Origin of the sequence: Microbacterium sp. SY138, assembly GCF_039729145.1 — a bacterium.
Classification (GTDB): domain Bacteria; phylum Actinomycetota; class Actinomycetes; order Actinomycetales; family Microbacteriaceae; genus Microbacterium; species Microbacterium maritypicum_A.
The window spans coordinates 2,752,561-2,765,547 of the sequence record NZ_CP155793.1 but is presented as its reverse complement, the minus strand read 5'-3'; the positions used below and the strand labels follow the sequence as shown (position 1 = coordinate 2,765,547).

General features: G+C 64.1%; 14 protein-coding genes. All 14 read right to left on the bottom strand.

Features of this window, described 5'->3' with window-relative positions; genetic code table 11:
* Positions 1 to 77: 77 nt before the first annotated feature.
* A complete protein-coding gene (locus tag ABDC25_RS13100) occupies positions 78 to 1,433 on the bottom strand; it encodes a peptidoglycan DD-metalloendopeptidase family protein (RefSeq protein ID WP_347123143.1) in 1,356 nt (451 codons plus the stop codon).
* Between the two features lie 193 nt (positions 1,434 to 1,626).
* Positions 1,627 to 2,241, bottom strand: coding sequence for a copper resistance protein CopC (locus tag ABDC25_RS13095; RefSeq protein WP_347126004.1), 615 nt, complete (start codon positions 2,239 to 2,241; stop codon positions 1,627 to 1,629).
* A 62-nt stretch (positions 2,242 to 2,303) separates the two neighbouring features.
* Entirely contained in the window at positions 2,304 to 4,202 is a 1,899-nt protein-coding gene (locus tag ABDC25_RS13090) for a cytochrome c oxidase assembly protein (RefSeq protein ID WP_347123142.1), read from the bottom strand.
* Positions 4,199 to 4,714 carry a DUF3515 family protein gene (locus tag ABDC25_RS13085; protein ID WP_167255917.1) on the bottom strand — a complete coding sequence of 172 codons (516 nt, stop codon included), beginning with the start codon at positions 4,712 to 4,714 and terminating at the stop codon, positions 4,199 to 4,201. Before ABDC25_RS13085 ends, ABDC25_RS13090 begins: the two co-directional genes overlap by 4 nt.
* Entirely contained in the window at positions 4,699 to 6,207 is a 1,509-nt protein-coding gene (gene lnt / locus ABDC25_RS13080) for an apolipoprotein N-acyltransferase (RefSeq protein ID WP_292776160.1), read from the bottom strand. Before lnt ends, ABDC25_RS13085 begins: the two co-directional genes overlap by 16 nt.
* Before the next feature lie 79 nt (positions 6,208 to 6,286).
* Complete coding sequence (locus ABDC25_RS13075) at positions 6,287 to 7,237, bottom strand: cytochrome c oxidase assembly protein (protein WP_167255921.1); 951 nt, start codon at positions 7,235 to 7,237, stop codon at positions 6,287 to 6,289.
* A gap of 25 nt (positions 7,238 to 7,262) precedes the next feature.
* Complete coding sequence (locus ABDC25_RS13070; protein ID WP_167255923.1) at positions 7,263 to 7,598, bottom strand: DUF6804 family protein; 336 nt, start codon at positions 7,596 to 7,598, stop codon at positions 7,263 to 7,265.
* Positions 7,595 to 8,134, bottom strand: a complete 540-nt coding sequence (gene lspA / locus ABDC25_RS13065) for a signal peptidase II (protein WP_347123141.1) — start codon at positions 8,132 to 8,134, stop codon at positions 7,595 to 7,597. Before lspA ends, ABDC25_RS13070 begins: the two co-directional genes overlap by 4 nt.
* Positions 8,127 to 8,795 (bottom strand): copper resistance CopC family protein, encoded by a 669-nt coding sequence (locus ABDC25_RS13060; RefSeq protein WP_167255927.1) that lies wholly within the window; start codon positions 8,793 to 8,795, stop codon positions 8,127 to 8,129. The genes lspA and ABDC25_RS13060 overlap by 8 nt, the downstream gene beginning before the upstream one ends.
* A complete protein-coding gene (locus tag ABDC25_RS13055) occupies positions 8,788 to 9,702 on the bottom strand; it encodes a cation diffusion facilitator family transporter (protein ID WP_167255929.1) in 915 nt (304 codons plus the stop codon). Before ABDC25_RS13055 ends, ABDC25_RS13060 begins: the two co-directional genes overlap by 8 nt.
* Positions 9,703 to 9,711: 9 nt before the next feature.
* Positions 9,712 to 10,698 (bottom strand): NAD(P)-binding domain-containing protein, encoded by a 987-nt coding sequence (locus tag ABDC25_RS13050; RefSeq protein WP_347126002.1) that lies wholly within the window; start codon positions 10,696 to 10,698, stop codon positions 9,712 to 9,714.
* Positions 10,698 to 11,363 (bottom strand): thioredoxin domain-containing protein, encoded by a 666-nt coding sequence (locus ABDC25_RS13045; protein ID WP_347123140.1) that lies wholly within the window; start codon positions 11,361 to 11,363, stop codon positions 10,698 to 10,700. Before ABDC25_RS13045 ends, ABDC25_RS13050 begins: the two co-directional genes overlap by 1 nt.
* 71 nt (positions 11,364 to 11,434) lie before the next feature.
* Entirely contained in the window at positions 11,435 to 11,905 is a 471-nt protein-coding gene (locus ABDC25_RS13040; protein ID WP_167255933.1) for a hypothetical protein, read from the bottom strand.
* 66 nt (positions 11,906 to 11,971) lie between these two features.
* Complete coding sequence (locus ABDC25_RS13035; RefSeq protein WP_208323814.1) at positions 11,972 to 12,706, bottom strand: DUF418 domain-containing protein; 735 nt, start codon at positions 12,704 to 12,706, stop codon at positions 11,972 to 11,974.
* Positions 12,707 to 12,987 lie beyond the last annotated feature (281 nt).

Below are 12,987 nucleotides of genomic sequence, written 5' to 3'. Positions count from 1 at the left end.
GCGAGTCACTTCTGGAGCAGCCCTCTCGACCCGAGTGCTCACGTCGACGGAGCCACTTCGCGATCCGTATCGGAGCCTTAAATGTAGACGCCGCGGTCTTCCATGAATCGGACGGGGTTGGTGTATCCGCCGTTGATGTAGACCTCGAAGTGGAGGTGGCAGCCGAAGGATCGGCCGGTGTCGCCGGCGTAGGCGATGACTTGGCCGGAGTTGACCCACTGGCCTCGACCGACGACGATACCTCCGGGTTTGATGTGCGCGTAGCCGGTGCTGATGCCTCCGCCGTGCTGAATGCGAACGTAGTTGCCGTAATTACCGTTGGCGCCGGCGTAGTCCACTGTTCCGGAGTTGGCGGCGTAGATCGCCGCCCCGCAACCGTTGGCCAGATCCGCACCGTAGTGGTAGCTCGACGAGCAGCCCTGCGAGCCGCAGATCGGAGTGCGAGGACCGTAGCTTGAGCTGCGGCCGCCCCCGTGGGGTCGGACCCAACCGCCGCTTCCGGCGGAGCCTCCGCCGCCACCGTTGCCGCCACCGTTGGCTGCCGCTTCGGCGGCTTCGCGTTCGCGGCGGGCTCGCTCTTCGGCCTCGCGTGCGGCTACACCGGCCTGGTAACCGGCGACCGTCTGCGTAGTGGTGTCCCTGAGGGCGGCGAGCTGAGCCTGCATGGTCTCGAGGTTCTCGGCTTGCTCATCGAGAGCGGCCTGGGCAGCGTCGGCCGCTTCCTGTGCGGCGATCATCTTCTGCTCTGCAACCTGCTGCAGGCGGACGTGTTCGTCGCGGGCGACCTTTGCCTGATCCGTCAGCGATTGGGCGGTGTTGCGTGCCGAAATAGCGTCATCGTAGACCGATTGGTTGTACTCGAGCAGCTTGTCCATGGTGCCCAGACGGGACAGCAGCTCATCGGCATTGGCCGCGGAACCGGAGAAGAACAGTTGAAGTGCTGAATCGTCTCCACCGTTGCGGTAGAGCTGTGCCGCGACTTGGCCCGCCCTGCGCGCAGAAGTTTCGGCAATCGCTGATTGTTCGTCCGCCTGCGCCTGCAGGCTCTCGGCTTCCGTGATCGCAGCGAAGTATTCCTGCTGCGCCGCATAAAACTCGTCGGAGGCTGTATCGGCGGCAGCCTGAGTCTCGGCGACCTTCTGCGTCAAGGACTCGATCAGCCCTTCGATGCGCGTGATCTCGGCAGCCTTGGCAGCTTCGTTGTTCTTGGCGCGTTGTACATCGTCCCAACTCGGGTACGACGCAGCGTACGCCGCTGAGACGCCGGAGCCGATACCGAAGGCAGCGAATGCAGCGACGCCGAGGGCGCCGAGTCCGAAAGCACCACGTCGAGTAACACTTAGCTTCCAGAACGAATCGCGCTCGGCCGGCGTGGGCGCACACCCGCATTCCTCGGCCGCCTCCGTAGCCGCAGAGACGCTTCGATCGTTCACTGTGCCCTCTCCTTGAGCTCGGCCTCATGGATTCTGCGGCCAGGGGCGCGCAGATTAGCCATGCTCCCGTTGCCTGCCGTCTGGTCTATCGTCCGTGCGTGGTCGCCCAAGCGGCGCAGACTCGCCCGCGATCCCTGATCTGCGGCCCAAATCTGACGCCCCGCTCTCGAGCTCGACTGCCCTGACACGAAGCTCACTCTTTCGTGTCCGAGTGAACGTCGGCGCTCAACCCGTGGCGTTTCTTCTTCACTTGCCGTGCGACAACGGTGGCGGTGATCACCGCGGCACCGATGACAGCGACGGCGATGATGAGCGGGATCGCGATCGAAGTCACCTCGTTCTCGCCTGCGGATGCCGCCGGTGGAGTGGTGTCCGCTGCGGGAGGTTCGGTGGTTGGCGTGGCGGAGGGTGACGCCTTTGCTGGTTGGATCCGTGATTGTTCGTTCCCGCATGCTGGTTTGTTCCACCCCAGTCCCGGCTCGATGCCGGTGGGAGCGTACGTGAATGTGAAGGTCTCGGAGATAGGGTGACCGTCGCTGGACACGGCGTTCCACAGCACGGTGTAGACGCCCGGTTCTCCGAGTGCGACCGGGGTGGTGAGGATGTTGCGGTCGACGGTGGAGCAGCTGGATTCGTAGAAGAGGCCGTCGGGGCCTTGTACTTGGGCGAAGCTCGCCTGGCTGAAGTCAATGAGTTCCCCGCTGAACGTGAGAGCGACGTCGTCAAGTTGAATGACAGTTTCGTCTGCCCCGGGCACGGTCCCCAGGAGGTTGTCGTGCGCGAGAGCTGCAGGGGCAGGGGCAGCCACGATTCCTAGGGCGATGAGGGCAAGAAGGGTGCTGGCGAGCCAGCGGGTGCGGCGGGAGGAGGTCACAGGTGCGGGTCCTTTCGTACGCCGGGCACGGGGGTGCTGTCGGTAGGTCTGTTGTTGCGTTTCGTGTGGAGGACGGAGAAGCCGGTGAGGATTGCGAGCGTTCCGGCGATCATCAAGGTGGCGCCTCCGGCGAGGGCCTGGTCCTGGAGGGGGGCGGGCCCCCACGTCCGCCCCATGGCACCAAACCACTCCGCGACGATGAGGTCGGAGCGAGTGATAGTGACGATGCCAAAGAAGGTGGCCACGCCTGTGAGCGCGATGAGCGAGGGTAAACGCCACCGCCCCTCGGGGGTCGTGGACGCGTTGAGGGCGAGCGATCGTACGAAGAGACATCCGGTGACGAGGAGCTGGCTGATCATCCATTCCGCGCCGAGCTGGTCGTAGAGCGACCATCGGAACAGGTCGGAATAGTGGAATACCCACAGCGACGTGGCGAAAAGAGCCGCGGCGACGACGGGGCGCAGAGTAAACCGTGCCAGCGGGCTGTGGGCGGCCCAGAGAAGCCATTCCCGCGGTCCTCGGCTTCCATCGTCCCGTGGATGGATGACCAAGGTTGCGAGGGTGACGGGCGCCGCGAAGACAAGGAGCAAGGGGATCGCGAGGCTGAGGAGAGCGAAGGAGAAGAATCGCATACTGATGAGCGCGTCGTCGTAGGCGGCGAGCGGTCCACTGGTCGTCCACAGAAGCACCCCCATCCCTACAATCCAGCTGATTGTCCGCCGGGCTGGCCACGGATACCCGCGGCGCTGAGCGCGTCGCACGCCGACGAGGTAGAAGACGATTCCGAAACCCGCGACGAGCACCCAGAGGAGGTCGGGGCTCCACGCCGTGAACCATCGCTGCAGGGTGAGTTCGATCGGGACGGGTGCGTCGGTGAGGATTTCCGCGGCCGTGTTCTGCGGCAGCGCGATCGTATCGGCGGGGGCGGCGGTGCGGGCGAGGGCGGCGGCGGCCCCGCTCGCAATACCCATGAAACCGAGTTCGACGCACACGATCATCCAGAAGGCGCCACGGCCCTCGCTGGCCTTGGCGAGGAGTCGACGGCGGTAGGTGGCGCCCAGCACTCCCATGACCAGAAGAGCGCCGATTTTTGTGAGGAGGATGAGGCCGTACGGTGAGGCCACGCCCTCCCACCGGCCGAGGGCCGTGAGCGCCCGCGCGTATCCCGAGACAGCGACGCCGATGAACGCGATGAGGGCCACCGTCGAGTACCGGCGGAGCATGTTGTCGAGTTCGTGCGGAGAGCTGATCGGTCGCACGACGACGAGCAGGATGAGGCCCCCGAGCCATATCGCGGCCGCAATGACATGCAGGACGAGGGACATGACAGCGGGATCGTGGTTGGCGAGCTCACCCGAATGGCCCTGGGTGGCCATGGGTATCAGACTGATGACCGCGAGCACGGTTGTGATCAGCACTGCACCGTAGCTGCGCACAGCGAATGCGAGGACTGTCACGACCGAGGCGAGGATCGCGGTGATAAGCCATGATCGTCCTAGCTCCGTGTCGAGGAGGAAGCGGCCCAGCTGCGCACCGAACTCGGCGCTCAGGTTCACTTGCGGATTGAATGACGACAGGAAGGTGAGGAAAGCCACCACCCCACTTGTGATGGTGAGGGTCGCGGCGCCGGCAGAGGCAACATCGAGCGCGACGGTGAAAGGCTTCCCTGCCGATGGGAGAGCGAACACCGCCAATACCAGGGGCCCGAGCATCGACGCACCGGCGAGATTGACGAACAGTTTCGCGGCGGGGAGTCCCCATCGCACGATCGCTCCAGGGTCGCTGGTGAGTCTCGGTGCAGCTCCTCCACCGATCACGAGTCCGACCACCACAGCGATGAGTGCCGCGACAACGAGGGTCGTCGGTCCAACGATCCGGAGAACGACGGGATTCATGGAGCGGAACCTCCCGTTTCATCGTCCGCGACGTCTGGGTCTTCCGTCACAGGCGCCGTGCATTCACCGGTCTTCGGGAGTTGCTGGATCGCCCCGGCGAGAGATTCAAGAACCGTGTCTGCAGACAGGGTGGTGGTGTCCACGTACACCTGGGCAGCCGGCTCCCGGCCGTAGGTTGTGAGCCGCAGATTCGGGGTCTCCTCCTCATCGACGATCCAGTCGACGCCACCCAAGCTGACACATTGCAGCGTGGTGGGGGCCGGGGCCTCCAAGCCGCAGGTGAGGAGCACGCTGCTGGGGGTACCCCATGCTGCCGTGGCCTGAGCGTCCGTCCAGACGCGAGCCTGATCGCCAATCGAGTCCGGTAGTCGCACGGTGACCTCCGCGCACAGCGGGTCATTCGCGTTTGCTGCGGGCTCGAGGTGGACGGTGGGTGCGCAGCCGCTGAGCACGAGCAGCGCGCATACCGCCACGGTAAAGGTGAGAATCTTGAACTTCACAACTTCATCCATCCATCTCCCTGGGAGTGAGCATCCGCGTGCCGCTGTCGGATCGACATGACGAGCAGGGCCAGTACGGTTCCGACACTGAGCGTCCAGCCGAGCCACGGCATCAGCACGACAGCGAGGGTCGTGCCGGTACGGAGGGGGACCTCGGTGGTCTTCGCCGCGGTCGTGTCCACCGCCACCTGAGCCAACACCTGCCCATCGCTCCCGAGGACTTGACTGGTCCCGGTCGTGGAGACGTTCACGGCACTTCTCCCCGTTTCGATCGCGCGCATGCGAGCGATGGCCAGCTGTTGGAGGTTCTCGTCGGTGCCTCTGAAGTCCGCGTTGTTGGTTTGAAACACGAACATCTGCGCGCCAGATGACGCGCTTTCGTAGATGACGTCGTCGTAGATGACGTCGAAGCAGATCGCCAGACCGATGGGGACATCGCCAACGTTCATGAGGGGTGTGTTGGAGCCGGGCGTGTACTCGCGTTGAATCAGCCCGATGAGGTCGGGGGCGATGGCTTCGTAGAACCAACGGTCGGGGACGTATTCGCCGAAAGGGACAGGGTTGGCCTTGTCGTGGAGCTGCTGCGGCCCGGCGCTCGTCCACAGGATGGAGGTGTTGAACGTGTCGGCTCCACGGGTGGTCGCCGCATTCACCAGCGCCGGAGCGCCGACACTTTGCACGAGTTGATTCAGGCGGCCTGCGACGATGTCATCGCGCAGGGGATCGGCGTCGACGGCCCCTTCTGGCCAGACGAGAAGATCCATCTCCCGTCCCAGGAGAGGAGCGGTCGCTTCTTCCTGTGCGCGCAGGATGTCACCGGTCGTCTTGGTGTCGAAGTAGCCGCTGGGGCCGTTGCCCTGCACCCATCCGACGCGCAGGCTTCCCGCTTGCTCGGTGGGGAACAGAGGAACGGCTATCGCGGCGACGACGGTGATCGCGGCGGCTGCTCCCGGTTGCCATCGGCGGAGGGTGAGGGCTTCCACGACGCTCGCGCAGACGAGGACTGTCAGGAAGGACAGCCCGGTTGTTCCCATCCAGGAAGCAGCTTCCGCGAGCGGGCTTTCGGCGAGGCTGAAACCGACGCGCGCCCACGGGAACCCGGTGTACGGCGCATTCCCCATCAGCGTTTCCCGCAGCACCCACACCCCGGCGACGAGCACGGGGGTGATCGCGCGGTACCCGTATCCGGTCCGGGTGGTGGTGACTCGATAGGCGAGTGCGATCAGCGCGCCGCCGGCACCGAACAGCAGCGATTCCAAGCCGGCCAGCGCAACCCACGGGATGGGTCCGAGAAACCGTGACACCCAGACCACGTGGGTGAAGAAGAAGGCCGCGCCGTAGATGAGGGAGATCAGGAACCCCCCGGGTAGGGATCGTCCGCGGAGCGTCCACAGCCCGATGGTTACGCTTACGAACGCTGCGGGCCACCACCCGAATGCGGGGTACGCGAGATCCAGTATTCCTCCTGCGATGGCGGACGCGACGATCGCTACGGGAAACGGCACCGCAACAGGCGGGCGCGCATCGCGCGCTCTGTGGTCGCCGCACCTTGATCGAACGGAGAGGGCGCGTCTCACCAACGGGTCAGCGGTCACGGTCATGAGAGCTCAGTTTTTTCAGGTAGGCGTTGTACGAGTCGAGGTCGGCGTTCCCATGCACGTCGACGTACCGGTCGGCCGCGGCCGCACGAGCAGTGTCGCTGCGAAACCAACGATGCATCACGTAGATCAACATCAGCACGGTCGGGGCTTCACCGTAGGACCATGCCAGGGCGCCGGCAAGCTGTTGGTCGGCGAGGGGATCGATGCCCAGCGCCTCTGTGGGAGCGACGAACGAGCCGACCAGGATCGTACTGGCCATCATCAGGAATACCCCGAAGAACGCATGCAGCGCGGCTTCGGCAAACACGTCCAGCGCACGCGCAGCATGACCCAACCTGACTGGCAGAGGATCGGAGGACAAGATCGGGATGGTGAACAGCATGCCGGCGAGGAGGAATCCGACCTCGAGCGCGACGTGACCCCCGGGCATGGTGAGGATGGCATCGGCAGCACCCGCAAGGTAGATGCCGTAGAACGCGAACAGGTAGAGCGGGACAGTGGCCCACGGACTGAGTACCCATCTCGCGGCCGGGTTTCGAAGAGCACCATGGGCCGCTTGGAGGACTGCCCGTCCCGCTCCATGATGCGGCGTTGCTCGCAGAAGAAGGGTTCCGGGAGAGCCGAGGACCAGTAACGGCGGCACCATCATCATCAAAGTGAGCTGCTGGAACATGAAAACGGACACCAGCGCCTGGCCATACGTTTCAACGCCCAGACCGGTGACCGCCGCAAGGAGAGCGCACCCAAGCAGGAAGCTGACCGTCCGCCACACGGGCCAACGACGCCCGTGCGTCCACAATCGGATTGCTCCGACGAGATACAGCGCGGCGATGATCCCGGCGACGACGGGCAGCACCGGAAGCGGAATATCGGCCGGTGCGAGGAACGCCTGCAGCGACGGGGGGCTGTTGGGGATCTCGTCGCTCACACGCATGGTCGTGACACGAAGCTCACGCCGCTCACTTCCGGATCACCCTGATCGTCGCCCCCGCTGCCAGGAACACCACGGCCGCGATGGGCTGTGCTGTGGTCCATACGACACCGGAGAAGGGGAACGGCATCACCGGATTCCAGAGCACGGCGATCGCGAGGAAGACCGGGATCCACCACCAGTGGCGTGCCTGCAGCGCAAACCACGCAATGATCAGCCCGAAAATTGAGGCGATGAAGAGGACGAGGGGTGCCCAGTTCGCCTGGAAAAGCGCCGGTGCAAGGAACAGGATCGCGGCGGCGACGAGGCTGGGGGCCAGGGCGTTCCGCTGATATTTGGAGGGGACGCGTTCTTTGGGACTCATGGGTGAACCGTTTCTTCGGCGGGTACAGGGTCGACGGGATCGGGGCGGGATGCGGGGTCTTGCCGGCGACGGCTCGTGCGCAGACCCGCGACGATGAGGAACACGGCACCGATGCCGAGAGCGACATCGGCGAGGTTGCCGATGAACAGGTTCCCGTACGCGAGGAAGTCGGTGACGTGCCCGATTCCGAACGCGGGCGGCGAGAACAAGCGGTCGATGAGGTTCCCGATCGCACCTCCCACGATGAAACCGAAACCGACCGCCGACCACATGTTCCGGGCTCGGGTGGCGGCGCCGATAAGGACCGCGGTGACAGCGACCCCAATGACGGTGATGACCCATGTGGAGCCTTCTCCGAGCGAGAAGATCGCCCCGGGGTTGAAGGCCAGTTGAAGACCGGGCCAGTCACCGATCAGCGGTATACGCGCATCTTGCCGCAACGTGTTCAGAGCAAGGGTTTTGGTGCCTTGATCGATCAGGATGACGATGGCGGCGACGATGAGCATCACGGCCGACCGGCGGAATCGATCACGCATCGGCGTCGTTCTCCGCAGCCGCGGCATCTTTGGCGGCCTGTGCACGGTCGCGCTGGTGACGCTGGCGCCCGGCCATAACTACTCCCACGACGCCGATCCCCAGAATCAGTGCCAGACCCGAGAGGAAGAACAGGGGTAGCAGTTCGAAAGCGCCGCCGCCGGATGCCGTGCCACCGTATGTTTGCGCGGGTCGGGCCGGTTCTGGTTCCTCCGTTGGGGAGGTTTCAGGGGTGGGGCTTGCGGTCGGTGTGCTGATTTCCGTGCCCGTCGCGGGTGCGACGGTGTACACGTACTCTCCGCTGATCGGGTGTCCGTCGGCAGAGATGGTCTTCCAGCGGACGGTGAAGATACCGGTTGCGGCGTCGGGGGAGAGGTGTTGAGTGATCGAGTCACCGCTCACCGTTGGCGGGTCGACGGCGACGTTTGCTCCGCTTTCATCGATAACCTCGACGACCGTTGCGTCGTCACCACCGGTGACGGTTCCGGTGAACATCAGAGAGATCTCGTCGGGAGAGCCGTTGATTGTCGAGTCGGCGGTGGGGTACGACGAGACGAAGTCGTCATGAGCGGCGGCCGGAGATGCAGTCCCGAGTACGACGGATGCCGACAACAACAGGGTGGTGAGGACGGCAGTGGTGCGTGCCGAGAGGCGTTTATGCATGGGTGTCGTGCTCTCCGGGGTGGGATTCGGGTTCGATCTGGAAGGTGGAGTGTTCGATGCTCACGGCGAAGTGTTCGCTGACGCATTGCTGAAGTGATGTCAGCAGTGCGGCGGAAGCTTCCATCGTGACGGTGTCATCGACCACCACATGGGCGGTGAGCGTGGGGAGGTCGGTCGAGACCTGGGTTGCGTGGAGGTCGTGCACCGCGACCACGTGCGGAAGGGCAAGGATGTGGCGGCGGACATCCTCGAGATCGAGGCCGGCAGGTGTGGACTCCAACAGCACCCGACCGGATGCTCGCAACAGGATCAGGGTGCGGGGAATGATGAGCAGCGCGATCAAGACGCCCGCGACGGCGTCCGCCTGATACCACCCGAAAACGGCGATGAGGATGGCGCTGGCGATGACGCCGACGGAACCGAGGGCATCGTTGACGACCTCGAGGAACGCGGCGCGCATGTTGAGATTGCGTCCGCGGCCGCTGAACAACACGAGCATGGAGGCGATATTGGCGACGAGACCGACGATGCCGAAGAACAGCAGGCTCCCCGAGGCGATCTCAGGCGGCTCGAACAGCCGCCGTACGCCTTCCACGAGCGCGAAGATGCCCACTCCGAGCAGCAGAGCTGCTTGAGCGAGCGCACCGAGCACCTCCGTGCGTTGAAGACCGAAGGTGTATTTGGCAGTCGGGGGACGGTTCATCAGATGTGCAGCGGTGACGGCCAGTGCCAACCCGATGACATCGGTGAGCATGTGCGCGGCATCAACGAGCAGTGCGAGGCTGCCCGTGATGATCGCCCCGATCACTTCGATGATGAAGACCGAAGAGGTGATCGCGAACGCGATGACTAGGCGATTGCGGGGAGTGGCGTCACCAATACCGTGACTGTGTCCTGTTTCTGTCATGGTGCTCCTTTACGGCCGTCCAACGATGAGCCGGGCGACGGTCGCCGCATCGCGACCCGCCCCAGCGAGGGTGTCCGCATCCGCTCGGGAGTATCGCGGCATGCCAGCAGTGAATAGTCCCGGGATGCGTGCACTGACCTGCAAAGACTGACCGGGCGGCTCCGAATCGGGTAGCCATGCGTCTGCCGGCGTGTACCCGGTCGCAAGGATCACGGAATGCGGCTTCATAGACGCCCCATCGGCGAACATCACAGTGTCTCCGTGAACCTCTGTTACGGCGGCGGCATGAGTGACGTCTGTCGAATCTACGCGGGGGCGTGCCTCGGACATTGGACCCTTACGTCGCAGCCTTGACCAGACGGGCCGCTCTGATACCCGTGAGGGTTCCGCTCGAGTCGAGAGGGTGACGTCGTGGGAGGAAGCCAATTCTTCAGCAATCTCCACTCCGCTGTATCCACCGCCAACGATCAACACGCGGCCGGGAGGTATCTGCGCGGGGTAGAGGTACTGGCTGGAATGCAGCACAGCACCGGGGACTGCCAGTTCCTGGCGCCAGCCCGGTATGCGCGGCACTGCGGCAGCACCCGTTGCACAGACCACATTTCGGGTTTGCACCTCCCCGGCGGAGGTCGACAAATGCAGCGTGGATCCGTCGCCCAACCGGGCGACTCCCAGCGCACGGGTGCCCCACACCGTTTTCACACCGAGGGCTCTCTCCACCGAAGACAGGTAATCGGACATCTCATCCGCACTCGGATGACGGTCTCCATCGCCCGGGAAAGGGAACCCGCGGACGACACTGTGGCGTGCCGCGCTGCGCAGTTTCATCGACTGCCACCGTGTAGTCCAGCTTCGTTGACCAGGGGGTGCAGAATCGATGATCACGAAGTCCTTCTGTGGCTCAAGCCCGGAGGCCCTGAGCGCGGCGGCCACAGCCAATCCGGAGTGCCCGGCGCCGACGATGATGACGCGACGGTGCGATAGCGAACGCGCCATCATTCAGCACCGTTCACCGCGGCTTCGATGCTGTCCTCCAGGTCGGTCCACGTTTCCAGCACGACAGGCTCCCCATCGATGAAGAACGAGGGGGTACTGCTGACACCGAGCTGCTCACCCTCGTCTAGATCGAACTGGACTCGTTCTGCTGTCGCAGGATCAGCGACAGCATCATCGAACGCGGCCATGTCCAATCCGAGCTCCTCCGCAAACCCCCGGAACAGGTCCGCACGCGACTCTTGAGCCTCACCCCATTGAGGCTGCGTCTCGAACAGGCGGTGATACATGTCTTCCAGCCGTCCCTGCTGTGCTGCGGCTTCGGCAGCGATTGCGGCGTTCTTCGAGTTGAAGTGACCCGGCAGCGGGAAGTAGCGGATCACGTACGTGATCTCGCCATCGAACTTGCCGCGGAGATCCTCGACGAGCGGATAGAAAGCACCGCATGCCTCGCACTCGAAATCGAGGAACTCGACAACCGTCACCGCCCCTTCTCCACCGTCATCGAGGACATGCGAGTTCTCACGGACGACCTGGGGACCGTCAGCGGTCCCCGTCTCGGGTGCGGCGGCTCGACTCTGATTGGTGAGGACGAAGACCAGCGCGATTATCAGCAACACCACGGCGATAGCCACGGTGACGAGTACCGCTTTCACGGAAGATTTCATAGACACTCCAGACACACACAACGAACGAGGACGATCAGTGGAGCGCCATCGAAGAGATGGCGCCGCCAGAGTCAGGTCCGCGACAGAGAAAGCTGTGTGAGAGAAGGAGGCAAGGCGAACAGGCGCCCCGTCATGGCCGCCGGTGATGGTGCGCGCGGCAAACGTTCGCGAACGTGAGAGGGGACGTGACGGCGGAAGGTCCGCGTGACGATGAGCCCCAAGAAGCAGCAGAGGATACCCAAGAGGCACCCGGCAACGCCGATCACGATGTCGTTCGCGGTATCCCCGGCCACGACCTGTTCGGCGGTCGTGCCGACAACCCTTTCATCCGAACCAGCCGAAACCTGGCCAGTCGAAGGCGTCCCTAGTGACGACGAGGATGTCGTGCTCAGATACTGAGTCGCATCCGTCGCGTCACGATGGCCGCCCGGCCATGCTCCGACAACGAGAAGAAGCGCCAGTCCGAGGGCTGTAATGATCTTCGTTATCAGGAAATCGTCGGTGCGGCTGGCGCAGTTGCGAGTGCGACCGTGGACGACCATGACCTCAGGATGCTACCAGCCCTACCAATCGAGATTCCTTGCGAACCCGTGAGCCACGCGCTTGTTCTACCGGCGAAACGAGGAAGTCTTGGGACGTCCGCTGAGCCAGCCCATCACCCATTCAACTGGGCCAGTTCCGACGAACCGCCACCACAGCCAACCCACCACGATCATGCCCGGAACGATCACCAGCCAGCCCAAGTAGAAGTTCTCGACCGGGCGGCCATACGCGTTACTCCAGAGTGCGATGAGGCCGCCGTGCAGTATGTACAGGGACAACGCCACCCGACCGCACGCGGACAGGGGAACAAAGACAGCGCCCCAAAAGCGCTCTGTATGCTCCCGCCGTGCATTAGCCCCAAGTACAACGCAGACGTAGACGGCGAACACCAGGCCAATATCTCTCAGAGAGTCCAGGTAGTCCCCGGACAACACCGTGCCGAAGCGCTGCCCGAACCCCCAGGCAAGATACGCCAACGGTGCCACGGCCGCCATGATCCACAACAAGCGATCGCGTTTCAAGCCGTGACGGATCAACAGGGCGCCGATGAGGAACATCGGTAACAGGTTGACCACCCGATACTGAGGGCCGAGGAACATCCAGGTCATGACCTCACGTACGGGCGGTGGCGCGGTGTAGACCCAAATCCAGGTGCGTGCGACGCTCAGCAATGGCTGACTGGCTAGGAAGAGGACCGCAGTCGCGGCGATCACGACTGAGCTGCGCAGGAGTAGAAGGGGCGCGCCGATGATGATGAGCAGTCCAAGGTAGCTGAGGATGACCGCCAGCCAGAGCCCCACGTGGCCATCCACACACCCAGGACGATGAGGAACAGGCCACGCAGAGTCTGCTGCAGCAACGTCACCCCCACGGGGCCGCCGCGTCGCCACACAAGCTCCGCCGACATGCCCATGACGAGCGCGAAGAGCGGCGACGCGACACTGCTGAAGTTCGCGGTGATGAACTGCACCGCCCACGGTGCGTTCGGCACGAAAGGAGCCGCGTGCGCGATGAGCATCGCGACAATCGCGAACCCGCGGAGTGCATCCGGAACCAGAAGACGACCCATGCCAGAGACTCG